This is a genomic window from Telluria antibiotica (assembly GCF_011682055.1).
GTDB classification, from domain to species: Bacteria; Pseudomonadota; Gammaproteobacteria; order Burkholderiales; family Burkholderiaceae_D; genus Telluria; species Telluria antibiotica.
In genome coordinates this window covers 1-24647 of the sequence record NZ_JAAQOM010000022.1, presented here as the reverse complement: position 1 = coordinate 24647, position 24647 = coordinate 1, and the positions used below count along the sequence as shown (strand labels likewise).

Genomic DNA, 24647 nt, shown 5'->3' with positions numbered 1-24647 from the left:
CGGCGGCGGCATTCGTCCCATCGTCCCGTGCGTTCATCCCACTGCTGTTCCGCGGCCGGAGCGGCCGCCGAATAATCGCCGCATGCACACTTTCCGATCCCGCGGCGCCGGTGCGCTGCTGCTGGCCGTCGAGGCCTGCGCCCATGCCCAGACAGCGCCCGAGCCCATGCAGCAAGTCGTCGTCAGCGCCGACGCGCGGCGCGCCCAATCGACCACCACGTCCATCGTCGTCGGCCGCGACGACATCCTGCGCCTCGGCGACGCCACGCTGTCCGACGTCTTGAAACGGCAGCCCGGCATCACGGTTGATACGAGCCCGGGCAAGGCCGCCACGATCCGCATGCGCGGCATGGGCGGCGGCTATGTCGCGCTGCTGCTCAATGGCGTGCCGGCGCCGGCGGGCTTCGCGCTCGAGTCGCTCGGCCCGGACGTCATCGAGCGCATCGAGATCCAGCGCACCGCCACCGCCGAGACCTCGAGCCAGGCCGTGGCCGGCACCATCAACGTGATCCTGCGCCGCGCGGGCCCCACCCGGGGCGCGGCCGCGACGGAGGTCAAGGCGGGCAGCGCCATCGTGGACGGCTACCTCGCGCCGCAGCTCGTCGCCCAGCACAGCGGCCGCGCTGGCACCCTGGCCTATACGGTCGTCGCCACCCTGAAGCACGACGAGAAGCCGGTCACGGCCGCCACGACGGAGACGGGCACGCAGCCCGACCTGAGGCGCAGGATCGCGTGGACCGACCACCAGACCGAAGCGGTGGCGGAACTGGCGCCGCGCCTGTCGTGGCAGCCGGACGCGCGCGACACCGTCACGGCGCAAGCCTATGTGCGCCAGCGCCGCCTGGACAATACGAAGCGCGAGACGGAGACGACGGCAATCGGCAGCCCGACCGCGTTTCCCCATGCCGTCCAGCGCTTCGCGGCGGACCCGCTGCACGCCTATGCGGACGCCGCCTGGACCCGCAGGCTCGCGGGCGGCGCGCGTCTGACGGCCAAGCTGTCCGCTTACACCACGACGCGCGATGCCGATTTCGTCTACCGCGGCATGGACGTGCGCGACGCCCTGCTCGAAACCCATCGCGTGGCGTCCGGCCCGACCGAGCGTGAATGGACGTTCAACGGCAGCTGGCGCCGCCCCATCTGGAGCGGCCACCTGCTCGCGGCCGGGTGGGAACTGGGCCGCAAGCGGCGTACCGAGTACCGGCGCGAACGCCAGACCGACGCGGACGATGCGCTGGTGCTGGCCAGCGACGAGGACTACCGCGCCAGCGTCGCCCGCGCGGCCTTGTTCGTGCAGGACGAGTGGGACATCGACGACGCCTGGTCGGCCTACGTCGGCCTGCGCCGCGAAGACCTGCGCACGACGGGAGCGGGCAATGCGCACGCCGCGGTCGACGTCCATGCCGGCGCCTGGAGCCCGATCCTGCAGGCGCTGTTCAAGCCGGCGCGCCCGGACGGCGACACGGGACCGCGCGACCAGTTCCGCCTCGCCGTCAGCCGCACGTACAAGGCGCCGAACATCATCCAGCTGATGCCGCGCCGCTACACGGTCGACAACAACAACAGCGCCACGTATCCCGACGAACAGGGCAACCCGAACCTGCGCCCGGAACTGGCGTTCGCCATCGACCTGGCCTGGGAACGCACGCTCGGCAAGGACGGCATGGTGGGCGTGAGCGTCTTCCACAAGCGCATCCGCGACGTCACGCTGTACCGGACATTCCTCACGGACGGCGTGTGGATCTCGATGCCGGACAACGTGGGCGGCGCGACCGTGCGCGGCATCGAATTCGAGGGCAAGGCGACGCGGGGTCCGCTGACGGCGCGCATGAACGCGGCGCGCAACTGGTCGAACGTGGACAGCGTGCCGGGACCGGGTAACCGGATCGAGGGGCAGCCGGCCTACAGCGGCAACGTCGGCCTCGACTACGCCGCCGCCCGCGTCGACGTGGGCGGCAGCTACGGCTACCGCGGCCGCGTGGCCGGCCGCACGAGCGCCCTGCTATCCAGCGACGACGGCATCAAGCGCCAGCTCGACCTGTATGCGGTGTGGAAGCGCGACGCGACGACGCGGCTGCGGTTGTCCGTCGCCGACCTGCTGCACCAGGACTATCGCGAACAGATCGCATGGGACGGCGCCAGCCCGCGCGCGCGCACGACGGTCTACCGCGTGCGCACGACCTGGCGCCTCGTGTGGGAGCAGGCGTTGTGAATCAGGGCAGCTCGGCCGCGTTCATGCGGCGCTGGATGACGGCCGTGCGGCGCGCCAGGTAGTTCGTGTCGCGGTGGCGGTCGTAGTAGCGCGGGTTCGGCAACATCACGGCCAGGCGCGCGGCCTGCGTGGGGCTCAGGTTCGCGGCCGCCGTGTGGAAATAGTGGCGCGCCGCCGCTTCGGCGCCGAACACGCCGCGGCCGAATTCGACGACGTTCAGGTAGATCTCCAGGATCCGCTCCTTGTCCATCACCGCTTCCAGCATGTAGGCGATGACGAGCTCCTGGCCCTTGCGCAGGTAGTTGCGCGAGCCGGACAGGAACAGGTTCTTCGCGAGCTGCTGCGTGATCGTCGACCCGCCGCCCACGACCCTGTGCTTCTTGTTGTTGCGCTCGTAGGCCTTTTCCAGCGCATCCCAGTCGACGCCGTCGTGGTCGACGAAATTGGCATCCTCGGATGCGATCACGGCGCGCTTGAGGTTGTCCGAGATGCGCGCGTACGGCACCCACATGTGCTCCAGCTTCGCGTTCGGATTCTGTTCGCGCAGCGCCGCCAGCTGCTGGCGCATCATGCTCGAGGACGACGGATTGAACTGCGTCCACCAGCACACCATCGCGAAGAAGTACAGCTGCAGCAGCACGGCGAGCAGCAGCGGTCCGAGGATGATCCATTTCAGCCAGCGCCGCCCGCCGGACTTCGCGCGCACGACGGCGCCCGCCTTGAGCGTACCGACGCCGCTCATGACGCTGCGCGCATGTAGGCCAGCACGTCCGCCGTGTCCGGCCGGACGCCGCGCCAGACGGCGAACGCTTCGGCGGCCTGCTCGACGAGCATGCCGAGGCCGTCGCGCACGGTCGCGCCGTGCCGTGCCGCGAAGACCATGAACGGCGTGGGCTCCTTCCCGTACATCATGTCCAGCGCCAGCGTCCCGGCGCGGAACGCGCTTGCCGGCACGGGCGGCAGGTCGGCAGACAGGCTCGCCGACGTGGCGTTGACGACGACGTCGAACGGGCCCGCGATGTCGGCAAAACCGCAGGCCGCGATCTGGCCGGGATACGCGACGTGGTCGGCGAAATGGGCCACCAGCGCATCGGCCGTCGCGCGCGTGCGGTTGGCGATGACGATCGCCTCCGGCTTCTCGCGCAGGAACGGCAGGATCACGCCGCGCGCCGCGCCGCCAGCGCCCAGCAGCAGGATGCGCTTGCCGGCCAGCGGCACGCCCGCATTCCTGACGATGTCGGCAACGAGGCCCGGGCCGTCCGTGTTGTCGCCGACGATCTCGCTGCCGTCGAAGCGCAAGGTGTTGACGGCACCGGCCAGGCGCGCGCGCTCTTCCAGCCGCGTCGCGAGGGCGGCCGCTTCCAGCTTGAACGGCACCGTCACGTTGGCGCCGCGATAGCCTTGCGCGACGAGGTCGCGGACGGTGTCCGCGAAACCGTCCAGCGGCGCCAGCCGCCGTTCGTACGCGATGTCCTGGCCGGTCGCGGCCGCGAAGGCGGCGTGGATATCCGGCGATTTGCTGTGGGCGATCGGGTTGCCGATCACGCAATACTTGTCCGTCATTCGATCTCCTGTTAGCCGTCCCCGCGCAATTCCGCCTGCAGTTTTTCCTCGCGCGTGAACTTGAAGCGGGTGACGACGATCCACAAATCGTCCTTGTCGCTCGACCGCATATTTGCCGGGAACTTGCCGAACGGCGCCGCGCGCCGGACGATAGCCAGCGCGGCCTTGTCCAGCGCCGCGTTGCCGGAACTGCGCTCGATGCGCGGTCCGCCCTCTTTTTCGTACAGGGTGCCGTCCTGGAAGATCGGGATGTAGACGACCAGTTCGCCGTACAGCTTGTGCCCGTTCTGCTGCGGGAAATTCAGCGTGCCGACTTCCTCCACGCGCTTCTGCATCGCCTTGTAATACATGGCGTAGCCGACTTCGCGCGTGCTGGGGCTGATGAACGTCTTCTTCGGGCGCTTGTTCTCGTCGGCGATGCGCTGGGTGATCTCGGCCGTCATGCGCGCGATGGCCTTCGTGGAATCCAGGTTGTCGACGCCCGTGCGGCTGGGATCCGGCTTGGCCTGGTCGGCGACGGGCGCGCTGTTGAACTGCGACTGGCGGACTTTCGTCAGTACGCTTTTCTGCTGCTGTTCCAATTCGGCGATGCGGCGCTGCAGGGCCTGGATGCTGTCGCCGTTCTCGACCTTGCGCAGGTCCGGCAGCGGCGACTGGGCTCGCCCGGCGTCGGCATTGCCGCCACCGTCCAGGTTGGCCTGGGCCAGCGCGTCGGCCTTCACGGGCGCGCGCGCGTGCTTGGCGTTGACGAGGATGACCTCCAGGCCCGGGTCGGCCGGCTGCAACCGGAACGCGTCCGGCGCGGCGAAGCGGACCGCCAGCAGGGAGGCGTGCGCCAGCACCGAGCAGGTGATGGCGACCATCAGGGGGCGGTTGTGTCGGAGGGTGTTCACGCGCTGCGGGGTGGGACGGTTGGGGTCATCGAACTCCCCATTCTACCGTGCGGGCCAGCCGATTTGCGAACCTTGTGGAAACTCCGGATCGTGCCAGCAACAACAAGTTGTTATCGTTTCAACGTAGGGTGGGCTCCCCGAGCCCACGCGTAAGTTTGCGTGATGCCGGCATCCGCGTGGGCACAGGGTGCCCACCCTACGGATCAATTCGCCGATTATGCCGCCTGCGGTGTCTCCGGATCGTCCTGCTCGCCCGCCACGTCGGTCTGCGTCTCCGGATCGGTGACGGCCACCGCGCCTTCGGCCTCGGCCGCTTCGGCTGCCGCCGCCTCGCCCGTGTCGCCGGCTTCCTCTTCCTCGTCCAGGCCCAGCTCCGCGGCCGCCTCGGGCGCCACGGCGGCCACCTCGAGCAGGCGCGCCTCCAGCGCCAGGTCGACCTCGTCCCAGCGCACGATGTCCAGGCGGACCTGCGCGCCACGCGCCACCTGGGGCATGCCCGGCAGGCGGATCACGAGCGGAATCTCGACGAGGCGCAGCACCTCGTCCTTCAGCACGACGGCATCGACCTGCTTCGCGTGCTCCTGCGCCAGCCAGCGCAGGCACCAGTAGCGCTCCATGTTCTGCTGGAAGTCGTTATACGCGGAGTACGCGGCATCGAACGCGGACACGATCGAGAACAGCGTGGCGTCGCGGTGCTTGAACGGCGCGACGAGGGGCGCCGTCACGCCGTTGCTCGCGCACGCGAGGATCTGCCACTGGTTCACGAGGTCCGTGTAGCGCCGCAGCGGCGACGTCGACCACGCATATTGATCGACGCCCAGGCCCTGGTGCGGCGCCGCGTGCGTGACCATGCGCACCTGCATCTTGGCGGCCCAGCCGCCGGCGCCCGGACCCTGCGAGCGGTAGATGCCCGGCACACCGCAATCGTGCAGCAGCTTGCCCCACGTGCTGTTCGCGAAGATCATCAGCTCCGCGACGATCTTGTCGAGCGGCGCGCCGCGCTTGCGGCGCACGATCGTGACGACGTCGTCCTCGACGTAGAAATTGAAGTCGACGCGGTTGGCCTGCTCGGGTTTCAGGCCGAACTCCTCCCGCTTCTTCATGCGGCCCGCTTCCAGCTGCAGCGCCCATTGCCACAGCAGGCCGAGCTCCGTCTTGTGCGGATAGTCGCCCTCGCCGCTGTTCAGCGTGTCCTCGTTGACGAGCTCGTCGAGGTCGTTGTGGCGCAGGTTGTTCTTGACGGGCACGCGTTCGGCGCGCGTGGTCGTCGACAGCACGGTCCACGTGGCCGGGTCGAGCACGGCGTACAGCGACAGCGCCGGGCAGTCGCTGCCTTCGGCCAGGGTGTAGGCATTGACGACCTCGTCCGGCAGCATCGTGATCTTATCGCCCGGCATGTACACGGTCGACATGCGCGCGCGGGCGATCTTGTCGATGGCGTCGTCCGGACGGATGCCCAGGCCCGGCGCCGCGATGTGGATGCCGACGCGGATCGTGCCGTCGTCCAGCTTCTCGACGGAGAACGCGTCGTCGATCTCGGTCGTCGTCACGTCGTCGATCGAGAACGCGGCCACGTTCGCCAGCGGCAGGTCGGCCGGCGGCGCCGGCACCGCGACGGGCGGGAAACCGGCGCCGCGCGGGAAGTGCTCGAACAGGAAGCGGCCCATGTGCAGGTCCTTCGCGGATCCGATGCCGCCCGTGGACAGCATCAGGCGCGGCGCCGTCGTCTGCAATTCGTCGGCGGCCGTCTCGAGGGCCTTGTATTCGATGCTGTTCTTGTCCGGCTTGAACAGCAGTTGCTGGACGAGCGGGTGCATCGCCTGAGGCAGCTTGCCGGCCTTCAGTTCCTCGACGTACGCGGCCTGCACGACGGCCTGCTGTTTCTTCTTTTCGATGCCGGCCAGCGCCGCGCGCAGCGACTGTTCCGGCGCCGCCTTGTAGCGGCCGCGGCCCTTCTTGTAGAAATAAATCGGGGCGCCGTGCAGCGCGAGCACGAGGCCGGCCGCTTCGAACGGCAGCGGCGCATGGCCGAAGTATTCGGCGCCCAGTTCCGCGAAGCCGAATTCCTCCTGGCCCGCGACTTCCCACAGGAATTCCAGGTCGACGTCGGCCGCGACGGCCTTCGCCTGTTCCAGCAAGGCGGCCGGGTCCGGCTTGTCGAACTGCAGCAGCACGTCCCGCGCCTTGACCTTGGTGCGCTTCCCGCTCGGCATCTCGACCTGGTAGGCCTCGCCCGCCTGCGACAACACGGTGCCGACCTTGAAATCCCCGGACTCTTCGAAAAATAAGTTCATTTTGTATTCGTATTCATATGGGTTGCGGGCGCTGCGAGGTCGAGTACCGCCGACAGGAAGACCTCGGTGACGAGCAGTACGCCCTGGCGGCGGCGATACAGGCAGCGCCGCGCAAAATAAGTTTCCTTCGCCGGACTGTCCGCGTCGAACGGGCCGAGCACGTCGTGCACGCGGGCCAGCAGCGGATGGCCGGGGCGCAGCCGCGCGAATTCGAGCTCGCCGCGCGTGACCTTCGGATCGTGGAACAGCGTGGTGCCGAGCGAACGCTCGCCCAGCGCCGAAAACAGCGGCCAGTCGCTCGCGCTCGCGCTCATCGGCACGACCGTGTGGCCGTACACGACGGGCCGGTCATCGCAACGCAACAGCACTTCGCGTTCCCACACGCGCTGGGGCCGCGCGAGGCCGATCGCGCCCGCTTCGTCCGCCAGGCAGACATTGCTCGCCTGGCGCAGTTTCTGTACCCGGAAATGCCCACTGTGCGCGATGAGGCGCGCCGTCAGCGAGCCCGGGGTCGTCAGCCAGTCGCGCATGGCGGCCGGGGCGCCGACCCCGTCCGGATGCGCCAGCCAGCGGGCCCGGCGCAGCGACGCCGGCCTCACCTTGCCGTGTCCGATCCGGCCGAGCCTTTCGATTCAGCCGTCAGGCAGAATGCCAGCACCTCGTCGACATACTGCTCGAATTCCGGGATGGCATGGTCGCTGCCCTGGATGACGTGCTGGTGCGCCCCTGCGTAATGCGCAACCATGTCGCGGTAGTCCAACACCTCGTCGCCGGTGGCGGCCAGCAGGAAATAGCGCTCCGGCCGCGTGATCGGTCCGACCTTCAGCGCCGCCAGCTCGTCGATGTACTCGCGCTTGAATTCGAACGGCTCGCCCGTGTGCCATTCCGTCGTGATGCCGACGTGCTGGTCGAGGTCGTGCAGCGGGTCGACGGCAGGGTTGATCACGGCCGCGCGGCAGCCGAAGCGTTCCGCCAGCCACGTCGCGTAGAAACCACCCAGCGACGAGCCGACGATGGCGAGTTCGTCCGGCCCCTTCGCCGCATAGCGCTCGACGAGGGTGAGCACGAGCGCCATCGCGGCCTGCGGCGACGGCGGCAGTTGCGGGCAGATCAGGAGGTCGGCACGGCCGGCCGCGGCCATGCGCTGCTGCACGACGCGCGCCTTGAACGAGCGCGGCGACGAGCGGAAGCCGTGCAGGTACAACAGATGCGGGATCCCGCTCATGTCGCCAATGCCTCCAGCAGCTTCTGGTGCACGCCGCCGAAGCCGCCGTTGCTCATCACGAGGATGTGGTCGCCCGGCTGCGCGGCCTGGACGACGGCCTGCACGAGGTAGTCGAGCTGGTCGAAGCTGTGCGCGTTGGCGCCCAGCGGCTTCAGCGCGTCCGCCAGCGACCACCCGAGCGCCTGCTGGCTGCCGAAGCCGAACACGAGGTCGGCATCCTTCAGGCTGCCCGGCAACGCATCCTTCATCGCACCCAGCTTCATCGTGTTCGAACGGGGCTCCAGCACGGCGAGGATGCGGCCGGCCGTACCGAGTTTCTGGCGCAGGCCGCCAACCGTCGTCGCGATGGCCGTCGGGTGGTGCGCAAAGTCGTCGTAGACGGTCACGCCGTTGACGGTGCCGCGCACTTCCATGCGGCGCTTGACGCTCTGGAAGCGGGCCAGCGCCTCGACCGCCTGCGCGGGCGGCACGCCCACGTGGCGCGCGGCCGCGATGGCGGCCAGCGCATTGCTGCGGTTATGGTGGCCGGTCAGGTCCCAGTGGACAGTGCCCTGCTGCACGCCGTCGAACAGCACGTCGAAGCTGGAACCGCCCGGATGCTCGACGAGGCTCCAGTTGACGCCTTCGGAACTACCGAAACTTTCCTTTTCGCTCCAGCAGCCGCGCTTCAGCACGCGCGCCAGCGACGCCTCGTCGCCGTTGACGACGATGCGGCCGACGCCGGGCACCGTGCGCACGAGGTGGTGGAATTGGGTTTCGATGGCGCCGATGTCGGGGAAGATGTCGGCGTGGTCGTATTCGAGGTTGTTCAGCACGGCCGTCCGCGCATGGTAGTGCACGAACTTCGAACGCTTGTCGAAGAATGCCGTGTCGTACTCGTCCGCCTCGATGACGAAGAAGTCCGAGTCAGTCGCGCCGGACAGGCGCGCGGACACGCCGAAGTTCAGCGGCACGCCGCCGATCAGGAAGCCGGGCGAATAGCCGGCGTCTTCCAGGATCCACGCGAGCATCGACGACGTCGTCGTCTTGCCGTGCGTGCCCGCGACGGCGAGCACCCATTTATGACGCAGGATATGGTCGCCAATCCATTGCGGTCCAGACACATACGGCAAGCCGCGGTTCAGGATTTCCTCGATGAGCGGATTGCCGCGCGTCATCACGTTGCCGACGACATACAGGTCCGGGTTCAAGTTCACCTGATCCGGCCCGTAACCCTGGATCAGTTCGATGCCCTGGGCTTCGAGCTGGATGCTCATCGGAGGGTAGACGTTGGCGTCGCACCCGGTGACGCGGTGGCCGGCCTCTTTGGCCAGCACTGCGAGGCCACCCATGAAGGTGCCGCAGATGCCGAGGATATGGATGTGCATGACGTGCCGAAGGGATCGTTGAAATAGCGAATACGCGATTCTACCAAACACCTCATCCCCCGCAGCGGCCGTTTCGACACGGCGGCAACGGGCCCACCCGTCGGCACGCATGACCTATATAATCGTTTCGTGCGCTTCGGATGCTGAGATGACTACCTTTCACGGGAAACGCGTCGAGGTCCTCGGGCAGGATGGCGAACTGGCCTGCTACCGGGGTTTTGCCGGCGACGCGACGTCCTTCCTCATGCTGACCGCCCTGGACGAGCACCCGGCACCCGCGACGCTGGCGCGTCTGGAACACGAATACGCGCTCAGGGCCGAGCTGGATCCGGCCTGGGCGGTGCGACCCCGTGCCTTGATGCACGAGGCGGGCCGGCTCGTGCTGCTGCTGGACGATCCCGGTGGCGACCTGCTCGACAGCCGCCTCGCCGCTCCGCTCGACGTGGACAGCGCCCTCGCGCTCGCCATCTCCCTCGCCGACTCGCTGGGCCACGTCCATGCCAGCGGCCTCATCCATCAAGATCTCGCGCCGGCCCACGTCCTCGTGCAGGGCGAACAGGTGCGCCTGCTCGGCTTCGGCCGCGCGTCCCGGCTGCCCAGCGAGCGTCACGACCTGGAACCGTCCGAGATCATCGCCGGCTCCCTGCCCTACCTGGCGCCGGAGCAGACGGGCCGCATGAACCGTTCCGTCGACGCGCGCTGCGATTTCTACGCCCTGGGCGTCATCCTGTACCGCATGCTCACCGGCGAACTGCCGTTCGCCACGGCCGACCCGCTGGAACTCATCCACTGCCACATCGCCCGCGAGCCCGTGCCGCCGGCCGGACGCCGTCCTGGCCTGCCGGAACCGGTCTCTGCCATCGTCATGAAGTTGCTCGCGAAAATGCCCGAGGCGCGCTACCAGTCCGCGGCGGGCGTCGTGGCGGACCTGCGCCGCTGCCGCAAGCAATGGGCCGCTCACGGCGCCATCCGGCCGTTCCGCCTCGGCCGGCGAGATATCCCGGACCGGCTGCGCGTGCCGGAACACCTGTACGGCCGCGAAGCCCAGGTGCGCACGCTCATCGACGCGTTCGAGCACGTGGTCGCGACGGGCGACAGCCGGATGGTCCTCGTCTCCGGCTATGCCGGCATCGGCAAATCGGCCGTCGTCAATGAATTGCAGCGGGAAATCGTGGGGCCGCGCGGGTTTTTCGCGTCCGGCAAGTTCGACCAGTTCAAACGGGACATTCCCTACGCGCCGCTCGCGCAAGCGTTCCAGATGCTCGTGCACCGCCTGCTGGGGACCAGCGAAGCCGAGCTGGGCCGGTGGCGCGCGGCGCTGCTGGAAGCGGTGCACCCGTGCGGCCAGCTGATGATCGACCTGGTGCCGGAGCTGGAAATCGTCATCGGCACGCAGCCGCCGGTGCCGGAACTGCCGCCGCTGGAAGCCCAGAACCGTTTCCAGCGGGTGTTCCGGAGATTCCTGTGCGTGTTCGCCCAGCCGGACCATCCGCTCGTGCTGTTCCTCGACGACCTGCAATGGCTGGATGCGGCGACGCAGCGCATCCTGAAAGGCCTGGTCGCCGAAGGCGAGCTGCGCCATTTGCTGCTGGTCGGCGCCTATCGGGACAACGAAGTCGGGCCCGACCACCCGCTCATGCTGCGGCTGGACGCGCTGCGGCGGGCCGGCATCGACGTCACGGAAATCGTCCTCGCCCCGCTGTCGGTCGACGACGTGGCCCACCTGCTGGCCGATTCCCTGCACCGCACGCGCCGCGCCGTCGCGCCGCTGGCGGCGCTGGTGCACGCGAAAACGGCCGGCAATCCGTTCTTCGCGATCCAGTTCGTCATGGCGCTGCACGACGAAGGGCTGCTCGCCTTCGACGCGCGCACGGCGGCCTGGACGTGGGACGTCGAGCGCATCCACGCCAAGGGCTATACGGACAACGTCGTCGACCTGCTGATCGCGAAACTGGCCCGCCTGCCCGACATCACCCGCGACGCCCTGCGCCAGCTCGCGTGCCTCGGCAACGCGGGCGACGCCGCCACGCTGGCGCTCGTGCGCGGGGAACCTGAAGACGCCAGCCACCGCGCGCTGTGGGAAGCGCACCGTGCCGGACTCGTGTGGCGCAAGCGCGGTACGTATGTGTTCCTGCACGATCGCGTCCAGGAAGCCGCCTATTCCCTGATCCCCGCCGCCGACCGCCCGGCCGCGCACCTGCGCATCGGCCGGCTGCTGCTGGCCCGGACGCCGCCGGACGCGCTGGCGGACGCGGTGTTCGACGTCGTGAACCAGCTCAACCGGGGCGCCACGCTGATGTCGGCGGACGATGAACGCACGCGCCTGGCCGAACTGAACCTGATGGCGGGCCGGCGCGCCGCGGCTGCCACGGCGTACGCATCGGCGCTGGGTTTCTTCACGACCGGATGCGGACTGCTCGCGCCGGACTGCTGGGACAGCCGGTACGCGCTGGCCTTCGCCCTCGAACTCGGCCGGGCCGAATGCGAATCGCTGACCGGCGCGACGTCTGACGCACAAGAGCGGCTGGCCCGGCTGGCGCAGCGCGCGTCCGGCCTCGTGGACGCGGCCGCCGTCGCCTGCGCCCAGACCGCGCTGTACGCGATGCTCGACCGGCCGGACCTGAGCGTGCTGGCTGTGATCGAGTACCTGCACCGCCTCGGCATCGCGTGGTCCCCGCATCCGACCGACGCCGACGTGAAGCGCGAGTTCGACGCGATGTGGCAACGCATGGGCAGCCGCGCCATCGAGGACCTCATCGACCTGCCCCCGATGACCGACGCATCGTGGCGCGGGACGCTGGAAGTCCTCATGTGGGGCCAGGCGCCGGCGCTGCACACGGATGCGAACCTCCTTGCGCTGATCGCCGCGCACATGGCGAACATCAGCATGGACCACGGCAACAGCGACGCCTCGTGCCTCGCCTATGTGGCGCTGGGCACGGTCCTCGGCCCGCATTTCAGCGACTACCGGGCCGGCTACCGCTTCGGCAAGCTCGGCTTCGACCTGCTCGAGCAGCGCGGCCTGCAGCGCTTCAAGGCCCAGACCTATCTCGGGTTCGGCTTCCTGATCAGCCCATGGTCACGCCATGTCAGCGCGGGCATCGACGCGGTGCGGCGCGCGTTCGACGCGGCCCGCGAAAGCGGCAACCTCGTCTACGCTTCCTATTGCTGCAACTGCCTGATCACGCTGCGGCTGGCGGAGGGCGAATCCCTCGGCGACGTACAAAGCGAGGCCGAGCAATTGTTCGCCTTCGCGCACAAGGCCCGGTTCGGCCTCGTCATCGCCACGATGAACGGGCAGTTGATGCTGATGCGCGCGTTGCGCGGGCTGCCGCAGCGGTTCGAGCTGTCCCCTGGCACGGCATGCAGCGAAGATGCGTTCCGGCAGCACCTGGAACAGGATCCGCACCTGGCGGTGTCCACCTGCACGTACTGGATCCGCAAGCTGCAGATCCGCTTCTTCGACGGCGATGCCCGCGGCGCCATCGACGCCGCCGCGCAGGCACGCACCTTGCTGTGGACGCTCCCATCGTTTTTCGAACTGGCCGAGTACCACTTCTACCACGCGCTGGCGACTGCGGCCTGCTACGACACGGCACCCGCCGACGCGAGGCCCGTGCTCAGGCAGACGCTCGCCACCCACCACCAGCAGATCGCGACCTGGGCGGAGAACTGCCCGGACAATTTCCGCACCCGCGCCGCCCTCGTCGCCGCCGAGATCGGCCGCATCGAGCAGCGCGACATGGAGGCGATGCGGCACTACGAAGAGGCGATCGCGGCCGCGCGCGAGCAAGGTATGGTGCAGAACGAAGCGCTGGCCTATGAACTGGCGGCGAATTTCTACCGGGCGCGCGGCTTCGCGGAGATCGCGGCGACCTATCTGCGCCAGGCCAGGGCCGGCTACGCGCGCTACGGGGCGGACGGCAAGGTGGCGCAGCTCGACCGGCACTACGCCCGGCCCGCCGCCAACCTGGCACCGGCGCAAAGCCTGGCCGGCGACACGTCGAACCGCCAGCTGGACATCGCCACGGTCGTGAAGGCGTCGCAGGCCGTGTCGCGCGAGATCGTGCTGCCCGCGCTGGTCGAGACCCTGATGCGGATCGCCGTCGAACATGCCGGCGCCGACCGGGGCCTCCTGATCCTGCCGGCACCGGACGGGTTCCAGGTCGAAGCCGAGGCACTGAGCAAGCATGCCGGGATCGACGTCATCCTCCGGGGTCCCGCCGTCGGCCCCGCGGCGCTGCCCGAGTCATTGCTGCGCTACGTGGCGCGGGTGCGCGAGAACGTGCTGCTGGACGACGTCGCCGCGCCGCACCCGTTCGCCGACGACCCGTATTTCCGGGTCCAGAAGCCGCCACCGCCGCGCTCGGTGCTGTGCATCCCCCTCGCGAAACAGGCGACCCTCGTCGGCATCCTGTACCTGGAAAACCGCCTCGCGCCGCGCGCGTTCACGCACAACCACCTGGCCGTGCTGGAATTGCTCGCGTCGCAGGCGGCCATTTCGCTGGAAAACGCCACCTTGTACGCCAGCCTGCAGGCGCGCGAAGCCCGCATCCGCCGCCTGGTGGAGTCCAGCATCATCGGCATCGTGTTCTGGGGCATGGACGGCAGCATCAGCGACGCCAACGAGGCGTTCCTGCACATGGTCGGCTATACGCGTGCCGACCTGCTCGCGGGGAACGTGCGCTGGGAAAGCATGACGCTGCCGGAATTCAAGGCCATCGACGCGCAAAAACTGGAAGAGGTGCGTGCCACCCGGACGAGTACGCCCTACGAGAAAGCGTTCCGGCGCAAGGACGGCAGCCGCGTGCCGGTGCTGCTCGGCGCCGTCCTGTTCGACGATTCGCCCGACCAGGGTGTCGCCTTCGTGCTCGACCTGTCCGCGCACAAGCAGGCCGAGGCGGAGCGGCAGGGGCGCGAGGCGGCCGAAGCGGCCAACCGCGCCAAGAGTGCGTTCGTCGCCAACATGAGCCACGAATTGCGCACGCCCCTGAACAGCATCCTCGGCTACGCCCAGATCCTGGAACGCGACCCGACCTTGACCGAGCGCCAGCTGGCCGGCATCAACGTCGTCCGCAAGAGCGGCGAGCACCTGCTTACCCTCATCAACGACATCCTCGACATGGCCAAGATCGAGGCGGGCAAGATGGAACTCTACGCCACCGACATTCCGCTCGCCCGCTTCGTGCAGACCATCGCGGACATCGTGGGCGTGAAAGCGGCGCAAAAACAGCTGCACCTCGTGTGCGACCTCGCGCCCGACCTGCCGGCCTGGGTCCGGGTCGACGAGAAGCGGCTGCGCCAGGTCTTGCTGAACCTGCTGTCCAACGCCGTCAAGTTCACCGACGCCGGCCAGGTCACGCTGCAGGTGCGCTTCATGCAGCCGGACCGGCTCGCGTTCGAGGTGCGCGACACCGGCATCGGCATCGCGGCCGGCCAGCTGGACGCCATCTTCGAGCCGTTCGAGCAGGCCGGCGACGTGCGGCGGCACCTGGGCGGCACGGGCCTCGGCCTGACGATCAGCCGCCAGTACGTGCGCCTGATGGATGGCGACATCCGGGTCGACAGCGAAGTCGGCCGGGGCAGCACGTTCCGGTTCGACGTCCGGGCGCCGCCCGTGCAGGCGCTGACGGCGCCGGCCGTCTCCCGCACCGTGGCCGGCTATACGGGGCCGCGCCGGACCGTGCTGGTGGTCGACGACGTCGCCGAGAACCGGGCGGTGGCTGCCGACCTGCTGACGTCGCTCGGCTTCGACGTGGCCCAGGCCGCCGACGGCGAGGCCGCGCTGGCCGAGGTGCAACGCCTGCGGCCCGACCTCGTGCTGCTGGACGTCGCCATGCCGCGGCTGAACGGCCTGGAAGTCGTGCGCCGGTTGCGCCGGCAGGAGGCGTTTCGCAGCTTGCCGGTCATCGCGCTGTCGGCCAGCGTGTCGACGAGCGACAGCGAGGAATGCCTGGCGGCCGGGATGGACGCCTTCCTGCCGAAGCCGCTCGACACGGAGCGGTTGCTGGAGCATATCGCCCGGCTGCTGCAGCTGGAATGGATATATGGCGCGGAAAAAACGGCGACGCCGCCGCCGGCCGACGGGCCCATCGTGCCCCCGCCCGCCGCCGAGATGGAAGTGCTGCATCGGCTCGCACGCTCGGGCCACATGCAGGACATCGTCGCGCAAGCCGAGCGGCTGGCCGCGCTGGACGAACGCTACCGGCCGTTCGCCAACCGGTTGAGCGCGCTGGCCAGGGGCTACCAGTCCAAGGCCGTGCTGCGCCTGGTGGAAGCGTATTGGCAAGGCGGGGCACGCCAGTGACGCGATGCCATTTCGCGTTCAAGGGTATGATTTGAACATGATGCCCAATTCAAACGACGACCTGCTGCAGGTGCGCGCGCGCATCGCCGCGACGGCCGCCCGCATGATCGCCCAGGACGGCGCGGACTATTCCACGGCAAAGACGAAGGCGGCGCGCCAGGTGCTCGGCGTGGATCGCCCGTCCCCGAATTACCTGCCGGACAATATACAAGTCGAAGACGAGGTACGCCGCTACCAGAGCCTGTTCCAGGGCCCGTCCCAGGCCGCACGCGTGAGGCACATGCGCAGCGCGGCCCTCGAAGTGATGGAGCAGCTGTCCGAGTTCCGTCCCTACGTCACGGGCCCCGTGCTGAACGGCACGGCGGGCGAGCACGACGACATCCACCTGCAATTGTTTGCCGATAGTGCCAAGGACGTCGAAATCTTTCTTCTCAACCGCAACGTCAATATCGAGATCTCGGAAACGCCGCACTTCAAGGGCGGCCGCCACGATCCCGTCGAGACGGTCAGCTTCATGTGGCAAAAAGAAATGGTGCATGCCGAGCTATATGAAATGAACGACCTGCGGGGCGCCCTGAAAACCCGTGCGGACGGCCGCCTGCACCGCGCCGATGCCGCCGCCCTCCGCACCCTGATGAACAATGACTCTTCCGAACAAGATGAATAAAAAACACCTGGCCGGCTACGTGGCGCTGGCCGCCGCCTTCACCGTGCTCGGCGCCATCGCCGGCGTCAAGCAGGACGCCAAGGGCCCGCTGACGACGACCTATGACAAGACGGATGGCCGGCCGCAAACGCCCGTCACGAACCTGTATGCATCCTCGCTGAACGACCTCGCCGGCAAGCCGCAGGCGCTCGGCCAGTGGAAAGGCAAGCCGCTGCTCGTGAATTTCTGGGCGTCGTGGTGCGCACCGTGCGTGTCCGAAATGCCGGAACTGTCGGAACTGGCGGCCAAGGACGGCGGCAAGCATTTCAACGTGATCGGCATCGGCATCGATTCACCGTCGAACCTCGCCGAGTTTGCCCGCAAAATCAAGATTTCCTACCCATTGTACGTAGGCGGCATGGGTGGCACCGACCTGGCGCGCGGCCTCGGCAACGCGAACGGCGGCCTGCCATTTACGGTGCTGATCGGCGCAGATGGGCACGTTCGCAAGACGTACCTGGGCCGCCTGAAGTTCGATCAGGTGCGCGCCGACCTGGCCAAGCTGTAGGGCCCGGCCGACGACGGGCGAACGGTCGTTCACTTATTTTCCGGCTAATTTATATCGCTTGCCAACACGTAACGTTGGCGGCAAAATGCCTGTCTTTCGGGCAAACTGACGGTTCAACATGGCGAAAAAGCTACTGCTGCTCAATGGCCCCAATTTGAATTTACTGGGGACGCGTGAGCCTGCGGTGTACGGCGCGACGACGCTTGCCGACATCGAGCGGGCCGCCACCGCCCAGGCACAGGAGGCCGGGGCGGAGATTGCCTGTTTTCAGAGTAACCATGAAGGAGCGCTGATCGACCGTATCCACGCTGCCCGCCAGGAGGGTGTGGACGCGATCGTGATCAACCCGGGCGGACTGACCCATACCAGCGTGGCGCTGCGCGACGCGCTTGCCGGCGTGGACATTCCGTTCGTTGAAGTACACATCTCTAATATTTACAAGCGCGAAGAATTCCGGCACCACTCTTTTTTGTCGGCGATCGCGCAAGGCACGATCTGCGGGCTGGGTGCTGATGGATATCGGTTTGCCATCGACTTCGCGCTGAAACAGCGTTAATCTACGTCAACTTCACGCATTCCGCGCGAAAGTGCGCACCACCCGACGCGCCGTATGCTCTTAAACAAATAATTCCAAGGGGTTTCACATGGATCTAAGAAAACTCAAGACACTCATCGACCTCGTCGCCGAGTCGGATATCGCCGAACTCGAAGTGACGGAAGGCGAAAGCAAGGTCCGCATCGTCAAGTCCTCCGCAATCCCGCAGAATCAGATGGTCATGGTGCCGCAGCAAGGCGTGCAGCAATTCTCCGCGCCGGCCATGCACGCCCCGGCCGCCGCGCCGGTCGCCAGCGCCCCGGCCGCACCGGCCGAGCCGACCGGCCACGTCGTCAAGTCGCCGATGGTCGGCACGTTCTACCGCTCGTCGGCGCCGGGCGCCGCGGCGTTCGTCGACGTCGGTTCGACCGTGAAGGAAGGCGATACCCTGTGCATCATCGAAGCGATGAAGCTCCTGAATGAAATCGATGCCGATATCTCCGGCACCGTCACCAAGATCCTGGTGGAAAACGGCCAGCCTGTCGAATTCGGCCAGCCGCTGTTCGTAATCGGTTAAAGTCTCCCGGCGCGGTCGCTCGACCGCGCCCTCCCGGCAAACCGCCGGCACTCAAAGAAACACCGAACTTACCATGTTTGAAAAAATTCTTATCGCCAACCGTGGTGAAATCGCGTTGCGCATCCAGCGTGCCTGCCGCGAGATGGGCATCAAGACGGTCGTCGTGCACTCCGAGGCCGACAAGGACGCCAAGTATGTGAAGCTCGCCGACGAGTCCGTTTGCATCGGCCCGGCACCGTCCGCGCAAAGCTATCTGAGCATGCCGGCGATCATCAGCGCGGCCGAAGTCACGGACGCGGAAGCGATCCACCCGGGCTACGGCTTCCTGTCGGAAAACGCCGACTTCGCGGAACGCGTCGAAAAATCGGGCTTCGTGTTCATCGGGCCCCGTCCGGAATCGATCCGCCTGATGGGCGACAAGGTCTCGGCCAAGCAGGCGATGATCCGCGCCGGCGTGCCGTGCGTGCCGGGCTCGGACGGCGCCCTGCCCGATGATCCGAAAGAGATCATCCAGACCGCGCGCCGCGTGGGCTATCCGGTCATCATCAAGGCCGCCGGCGGCGGTGGCGGCCGCGGCATGCGTGTCGTGCACACGGAAGCCGCGCTGCTGAACGCCGTCGCGATGACCAAGACGGAAGCCGGCACCGCGTTCGGCAATCCGGAAGTCTATATGGAGAAATACCTGGAGAATCCGCGCCACGTGGAAATCCAGGTTCTCGCCGACGAGCACAAGCAGGCCGTCTGGCTGGGCGAGCGCGACTGCTCGATGCAGCGCCGCCACCAGAAAGTGATCGAGGAAGCGCCGGCACCGGGCATCCCGCGCAAGCTGATCGAGAAGATCGGCGACCGCTGCGCCGAAGCCTGCCGCAAGATCGGCTACCGCGGCGCGGGCACGTTCGAATTCCTGTACGAGAACGGCGAGTTCTACTTCATCGAGATGAACACCCGCGTGCAGGTCGAACACCCGGTCACCGAAATGATCACCGGCATCGACATCGTGCAGGAACAGATCCGCATCGCCTGCGGCGAACGCCTGCGCTTCCGCCAGCGCGACATCATGCTGTCGGGCCACGCGATCGAGTGCCGCATCAACGCGGAAGACCCGTTCAAGTTCACGCCGTCGCCGGGCCGCATCACCGGCTGGCATCCGCCGGGCGGCCCCGGCATCCGCGTCGATTCGCATTCGTACGCCGGCTACTACGTGCCGCCGCACTACGACTCGATGATCGGCAAGGTCATCGCCTACGGCGCCACGCGCGACCAGGCGATCCGCCGCATGCAGATCGCGTTGTCGGAAATGGTGGTCGAGGGTATCCTGACCAACATCCCGCTGCACCGCGAACTGATGGTCGACGCCCGCTTCATCGAAGGCGGCACCAACATCCACTACCTGGAGCAGAAGCTGGCCCACAAGCCGGACCTGCCGAAGGATGGCGCGATCGGCGCCAAATCCGAGGCTGAATGATGGGCTGGACTGAAGTCGTCATCGAGATCGCACGCGAGCACGCCGAGGGCCTCTCCGATGCCCTGATGGAAGCGGGCGCACTGTCGGTCTCGGTGGAAGACGCGGACGAAGGCACGGAGGACGAGAAGCCCCTGTTCGGCGAGCCGGGCATGGTGCCGAAAGAAGCCGCCTGGGACCACAGCCGCGTCGTCGCGCTGACGGACGAGGATGCCGACCAGGCCGCCATCGTCGCGGAAGCAGCAAGCGCCATCGGCCTCGCGCAGGCACCGGGCTTCACGACGCGCGCCGTCGCCGACGCCGACTGGGTGCGCCTCACGCAATCGCAGTTCGAACCGATCCACATCGGCAAGAACATCTGGGTCGTGCCGAGCTGGCACGAAGCGCCCGATCCGGACGCGCTGATCCTGGAAGTCGACCCGGGCCTCGCGTTCGGCACGGGCAGCCATCCGACGACGCGCCTGTGCATGGAATGGCTGGAAGCCCATCCGGCACCGGGCAAGTCGGTGCTGGACTACGGCTGCGGCTCGGGCATCCTCGCGATGGTCGCCAGGAAGCTGGGCGCGGCCGACGTCACCGGCGTCGACATCGACGAGCAGGCGATCGAATCCGCGAAGCTCAACGCGGAACGCAACCGCTGCGAGATCGACTTCTATGTGCCGGACGACTTCGTCGCGTCGAAGCACGGCGAAGAGCGCTTCGACATCGTCGTCGCGAACATCCTGTCGAGCCCATTGAAGCTGATGGCGCCGATGCTGTCCGGCCGCGTGGCCGACGGCGGTTCGCTGATCCTGTCGGGCGTCCTGGCGCGCCAGGCCGACGAAGTGGCTGCCGCGTACGCACCGTTCATCAAGCTGGGCGTCTGGGCCGAGCTGGACGGCTGGGTCGCTTTGCACGGGCAGCTCGGCGCAGCAAATGCACCGGAGCCGCGCCGGGTGACCGAACTGCGTGCCGACGGCAGCAAATAAGGCATGGCGCTCGCCACCCAGTGCCCGCATTGCCACACCACGTTCCGCGTCGCCGCGGACCAGCTCAAGCTCCGCGGCGGCATCGTCCGCTGCGGAGCCTGCCAAAGCATCTTTGACGGCAACGCCCACCTGATCGACCTGGCCAAGCCGGCCGCTCCTGCGCCCACCGAGACGCCGCCGGCAGCGCCCGCGCAGGACGACGCCCTGCCCGTCTACACCCTCGACTTCGACCGCACGTTCGATCCGCTCGGCATCCTGCCGAACGTGGATGAACGGGACGAGGCGCACGCGCCCGCGGCGCCGCGCGCGCAGGTGTGGCGCACGGGTGGCGCGCGCGCGCCCGAGGACGCGGAGACGACGCCGGCACGTGCAGACGATGCGGACGCCGCCGAAGATTCCGTCGCCGCTGCCGTGCCGTCCGAGGCGCCAGTGTTCGATGCCGCGTCGGTCGATGCCGGGCGCGCCGACGCCGCGCCAGCCGAGGAGTCGGAGACCGGCGCTGCACCGGCCGATACCGACAGCGCAGATGCTGCACAGCCCGAGGCGCCGCTCGCCGACGCCGCGCAGCAACCGGCCTCCGTGCCGCCGTCTGCCTACGCACCCGCCGGACGCGTCGAGCCGCGCCTGGAACCCGTGTTCGAGACGGCGCCCGACGCGGCTGCCGCCCCGTCGCCGGAACCGCTTGGCGACGCCGCCGCGGCCCCGCACGCGGACACGGCGCCGACCAGCGCCTACGCGCCCGCCGGCCGCGTCGAGCCGGACTTCGGCCTGCCGGTGGACGAGGAGATCGTCGCCCAGCCGCTGCCCGATTACGAACCAGAACCAGCACCGGAACCGGCGCCGGCACCGCAGCACGAACCCGAGCCGATGTCCGCACCAGTTCCCGAACCGACGCCGGCACCGGCCGCGCCGGCGGGCGCCGCGTCTGCCGCCGACATCCCGCCCGCCGCCCTGCCATTGCGCGCATCGGCCGCGAGCGAACCGCCGGCGCCCGCACCGGCGATGATCCCGCCCGTGGTGGCGCCCACGCGCTGCAAGGCCGCGCGCGCGTCCGAGGCACGGGCACGCCGCTCCAAGCTGACGCCGACGAAGATCGAGCCGCCGAAGCTGCGCATCGCGGCCGACAGCGACGCGGACGAGCCGGAATTCGTCAAGCGCAGCCGCCGCCAGGAACGCATGGGCCGCACGCAGCGCCTGTGGATGGCGGCGGGCAGCCTCGTGCTGCTGCTCGCGCTGCTGACCCAGGCGGTGCTGGGCTACCGCAACGTGCTGGCCGCGCAGCATCCGGCCCTGAAACCGGTCTTGCAGGCCGCCTGCGCCGTGCTGGGCTGCCGCGTCGAGCTGCCGGCCCAGGCCGAGAACCTCGTCATCGAGACGGGCGAGCTGACGACGCTGGGCCCCGGCACGTACGCGCTCAATACGGTGCTGCGCAACCAGGGTAGCCTCGTGCTGGCCTGGCCCAGCATCGAACTGGAACTGACCGACGCCAACGACAAGCCGGTGCTGCGCCGCGTGCTGGCGCCTGCCGACTACCTGCCGCCCGGCACGCCGGCGGCCAACGGTTTCGCGCCGCGCTCGGAGCAGCCGGTCGCACTGCATTTCACGCTGGCCGGCCTGCAGCCGTCCGGCTATCACACTTTCGTTTTCTATCCTTGAGGCTCCAATGACCAAGACCTCGCTGATCTGCGGCTCGATCGCCTTCGACAAGATCATGCAATACCACGGCCGTTTCGGCGAAACGCTGCTGGCCGACCAGCTGCACCGCGTGAACGTCTCGTTCCTCGTGCCCACCTTGCGCACGGAATACGGCGGCTGCGCCGTCAACATCGCCTACAACCTGAAACTGCTGGGCGGCGATCCGCTGATCATGGGCACCATCGGCCAGGACGGCGGCGAGTACCTCGACCGCATGGAGCAGCAAGGCCTGGCCACCAATGCGATCCGCACGATCGCCCACGCGTACACGGCCCAGTGCTTCGTCACCGCGGACCTGGACAACAACCAGATCAACGCATTCCACCCGGGCGCGATGCAGTTCTCGCACGAGAACAGCCTGGCCGACTACCTGCCGCTGCGCGTCGCGATCATCGCGCCGGACGGCCGCGACGGCATGATCAAGCATGCGCGCGACTGCAAGGAACGTGGCGTGCCCTTCATGTTCGATCCGGGCCAGCAGCTGCCGATGTTCAGCGGCGACGAACTGCTGACCTTCATCGACCAGGCCAGCTACCTGGCCTGCAACGACTACGAATTCGAGATGGTGATGGACCGCACGGGCCTGCCTCTGCAGGACATCGCGGCGCGCCTGGATGCGCTCATCGTCACGCGCGGCGAAGCCGGTTCCGACATCTACGCGGGCGGCGAACACCACAAGATCCCGGCCGTGCCGGCGGCTGCCATCGTCGATCCGACGGGCTGCGGCGACGCTTATCGCGCCGGGCTGCTGTACGGCATCGCCAACGACCTCGACTGGCCCACGACGGGCCGCCTGGCCAGCCTGCTGGGCTCCATCAAGATCGCGCACCAGGGCGGCCAGAACCACAGCTTCACGCAACAGGAAATCGCGGACCGCTTCGAGGCGGCTTTCGGCTACCGCTTCTGACGCGCACGGGAATTAAAAAGCGCGCCGTCCCTCGCGGGACCGGCGCGCTTTGCTTTTTTGGACCGCACGCATTCGGTGGGCACGGGGTGCCCACCCTACGGCGGCGGTGATTCGTAGGGTGGGCTCCCCGAGCCCACCATGCGTTCGCGCGACGATAGCGTCAGATGTAGAAGACCTGGCGCAGCAGGAATTGTGCGATCTGGATCAGGATGAACGCCACGAGCACCGACATGTCGAGACCGCCGACGGGCGGGATCACGCGCCGCAACGGGCGCAGCAGCGGGTCGTTGAGCGCACGGACGAACGGCGCCAGCGGCGCATGCGGATTGACCCAGCTGAAGATCACCTCGATGATCAGGAGGCCCATGAAGCCGTACAGGATCCAGTCGAGCAGGCGCACGAGCGCAATCAGCACGACGGCCTGGCCGCTCGTCCCGACCAGCAACAGGATCGACGTCGCGGCCAGCACGACGAGGAAGGCGCCCAGCAGGCTGGCCCAATCGTAGCCGCCCATGCCCGGCACGATGCGGCGCAGCGGACGCACGAGCCAGTCGGACAGCGTGAACGTGAATTGCGCAACGGACGACGGCGGACGCACGCGGATCAGCTGCATCCAGAAACGCAGCAACAACACCCCACCGAGCACACCGGCCGCGGTATCGACGATCAACTTCAGAATGGACAGCACGAGGACTCCTTAAAAAAAAACCGCTGTGTGAAAGCTCACACAGCGGTATTTTGCCTGAACCAGGCAGGAATGGCTTACGGACGGCTGCTCGTCGGGAACGGCCATGCTGCCGGTGCGATCACCGACTTGGCTGCCGGCGCCGGGCTTGCGGCCTGGGTGGCGGTGTCCTTGCTGTCGGTCTTGGCTTCGGTCTTCGTTTCGGCCTTGGCTTCAGGCTTGGCTTCCGGCTTCGCTTCGGGCTTGGCGTCGGTCTTGGCCGGAGCGGCCTTCTTGGCCGCCGGCTTGGCGGCGGCTTTCTTCACGGCCGGCTTGGACTCGGCGCTTTTGGCGGCGGGAGCAGTTGCCTTGGTGGCGGTCGACTTGGTCGCAGCCGGCTTGGCGGCGGTCTTGGTCGCAGCAGCCTTCGTTGCCGTCGACTTGGTCGCGGCCGGCTTGGCAGCGGTCTTGGTTGCATCCTTGGTCGCAGTCGACTTGGCGGCGGTCTTGCTTGCCGACTTGGCGGCGGTCGACTTGGCAGCCGTCTTCTTCGCAGCAGGCTTGGCGGCAGTCTTCTTGGCAGCAGGCTTGGCGGCGGTCGACTTGGCGGCAGTCTTCTTCGCAGCCGGTTTGGCGGCGGTCGACTTGGCGGTGGTCTTGCTTGCAGCCTTGGTGGCGGTCGACTTGGCAGCAGTCTTCTTCGCAGCCGGTTTAGCGGACGACTTGGCAGCAGCCTTCTTCGCGGCCGGTTTGGCGGCGGTCTT

The 24647-nt window shown here is 68.0% G+C and carries 19 protein-coding genes; 10 read left to right on the top strand and 9 right to left on the bottom strand.

What is annotated here, in order from left to right; all coding sequences use genetic code 11:
* The first annotated feature begins 82 nt into the window (after positions 1–82).
* Positions 83–2212 (top strand): TonB-dependent receptor plug domain-containing protein, encoded by a 2130-nt coding sequence (locus tag HAV22_RS27485; protein WP_166863911.1) that lies wholly within the window; start codon positions 83–85, stop codon positions 2210–2212.
* Position 2213: 1 nt separating this feature from the next.
* Here HAV22_RS27485 and mtgA read toward each other — a convergent pair whose 3' ends face one another.
* The 7 genes from mtgA to mpl form a co-directional block, all read right to left on the bottom strand.
* Positions 2214–2954 (bottom strand): monofunctional biosynthetic peptidoglycan transglycosylase, encoded by a 741-nt coding sequence (gene mtgA / locus HAV22_RS27480; protein ID WP_166863909.1) that lies wholly within the window; start codon positions 2952–2954, stop codon positions 2214–2216.
* Positions 2951–3775, bottom strand: coding sequence for a shikimate dehydrogenase (gene aroE, locus HAV22_RS27475; RefSeq protein WP_166863907.1), 825 nt, complete (start codon positions 3773–3775; stop codon positions 2951–2953). The genes mtgA and aroE overlap by 4 nt, the downstream gene beginning before the upstream one ends.
* A gap of 11 nt (positions 3776–3786) precedes the next feature.
* Entirely contained in the window at positions 3787–4638 is an 852-nt protein-coding gene (locus HAV22_RS27470; RefSeq protein ID WP_166864111.1) for a TonB family protein, read from the bottom strand.
* 245 nt (positions 4639–4883) lie between these two features.
* The gene (locus HAV22_RS27465) at positions 4884–6962 is read right to left on the bottom strand and encodes a ribonuclease catalytic domain-containing protein (protein WP_166863905.1); all 2079 of its coding nucleotides are present in this window, start codon (positions 6960–6962) and stop codon (positions 4884–4886) included.
* On the bottom strand, positions 6959–7561 hold the full coding sequence (locus HAV22_RS27460; protein ID WP_166863903.1) for a chorismate--pyruvate lyase family protein: 603 nt from the start codon (positions 7559–7561) through the stop codon (positions 6959–6961). The genes HAV22_RS27465 and HAV22_RS27460 overlap by 4 nt, the downstream gene beginning before the upstream one ends.
* Complete coding sequence (locus HAV22_RS27455; protein WP_166863901.1) at positions 7558–8187, bottom strand: YqiA/YcfP family alpha/beta fold hydrolase; 630 nt, start codon at positions 8185–8187, stop codon at positions 7558–7560. The genes HAV22_RS27460 and HAV22_RS27455 overlap by 4 nt, the downstream gene beginning before the upstream one ends.
* The gene (gene mpl, locus HAV22_RS27450; protein WP_371869764.1) at positions 8184–9665 is read right to left on the bottom strand and encodes a UDP-N-acetylmuramate:L-alanyl-gamma-D-glutamyl-meso-diaminopimelate ligase; all 1482 of its coding nucleotides are present in this window, start codon (positions 9663–9665) and stop codon (positions 8184–8186) included. Before mpl ends, HAV22_RS27455 begins: the two co-directional genes overlap by 4 nt.
* A gap of 37 nt (positions 9666–9702) precedes the next feature.
* Here mpl and HAV22_RS27445 point away from each other — a divergent pair, with 37 nt between their 5' ends.
* The 9 genes from HAV22_RS27445 to HAV22_RS27405 all read left to right on the top strand — a co-directional run bounded on the left by HAV22_RS27445 (position 9703) and on the right by HAV22_RS27405 (position 23219).
* Complete coding sequence (locus HAV22_RS27445) at positions 9703–15861, top strand: AAA family ATPase (RefSeq protein ID WP_166863897.1); 6159 nt, start codon at positions 9703–9705, stop codon at positions 15859–15861.
* 37 nt (positions 15862–15898) lie between these two features.
* Entirely contained in the window at positions 15899–16528 is a 630-nt protein-coding gene (locus HAV22_RS27440) for a hypothetical protein (RefSeq protein WP_166863895.1), read from the top strand.
* Positions 16521–17075 carry a TlpA family protein disulfide reductase gene (locus HAV22_RS27435; RefSeq protein ID WP_166863893.1) on the top strand — a complete coding sequence of 185 codons (555 nt, stop codon included), beginning with the start codon at positions 16521–16523 and terminating at the stop codon, positions 17073–17075. The genes HAV22_RS27440 and HAV22_RS27435 overlap by 8 nt, the downstream gene beginning before the upstream one ends.
* Before the next feature lie 118 nt (positions 17076–17193).
* A complete protein-coding gene (gene aroQ / locus HAV22_RS27430; RefSeq protein ID WP_166863891.1) occupies positions 17194–17631 on the top strand; it encodes a type II 3-dehydroquinate dehydratase in 438 nt (145 codons plus the stop codon).
* Between the two features lie 88 nt (positions 17632–17719).
* On the top strand, positions 17720–18187 hold the full coding sequence (accB, locus tag HAV22_RS27425) for an acetyl-CoA carboxylase biotin carboxyl carrier protein (protein WP_166863890.1): 468 nt from the start codon (positions 17720–17722) through the stop codon (positions 18185–18187).
* A 73-nt stretch (positions 18188–18260) separates the two neighbouring features.
* Entirely contained in the window at positions 18261–19652 is a 1392-nt protein-coding gene (gene accC / locus HAV22_RS27420; protein ID WP_166863888.1) for an acetyl-CoA carboxylase biotin carboxylase subunit, read from the top strand.
* Positions 19652–20617: a 50S ribosomal protein L11 methyltransferase gene (prmA, locus tag HAV22_RS27415; RefSeq protein WP_166864108.1), complete on the top strand. Its 966-nt coding sequence runs from the start codon at positions 19652–19654 to the stop codon at positions 20615–20617. The genes accC and prmA overlap by 1 nt, the downstream gene beginning before the upstream one ends.
* Positions 20618–20620: 3 nt before the next feature.
* Positions 20621–22273, top strand: coding sequence for a DUF3426 domain-containing protein (locus tag HAV22_RS27410; protein WP_166863886.1), 1653 nt, complete (start codon positions 20621–20623; stop codon positions 22271–22273).
* 7 nt (positions 22274–22280) lie between these two features.
* Positions 22281–23219, top strand: coding sequence for a carbohydrate kinase family protein (locus HAV22_RS27405; RefSeq protein WP_166863885.1), 939 nt, complete (start codon positions 22281–22283; stop codon positions 23217–23219).
* 160 nt (positions 23220–23379) lie between these two features.
* Here HAV22_RS27405 and HAV22_RS27400 read toward each other — a convergent pair whose 3' ends face one another.
* The gene (locus HAV22_RS27400; RefSeq protein WP_371869763.1) at positions 23380–23907 is read right to left on the bottom strand and encodes a YggT family protein; all 528 of its coding nucleotides are present in this window, start codon (positions 23905–23907) and stop codon (positions 23380–23382) included.
* 74 nt (positions 23908–23981) lie between these two features.
* The coding region (locus HAV22_RS27395) for a hypothetical protein (protein WP_208296394.1) at positions 23982–24647 on the bottom strand (666 nt) is incomplete at its 5' end.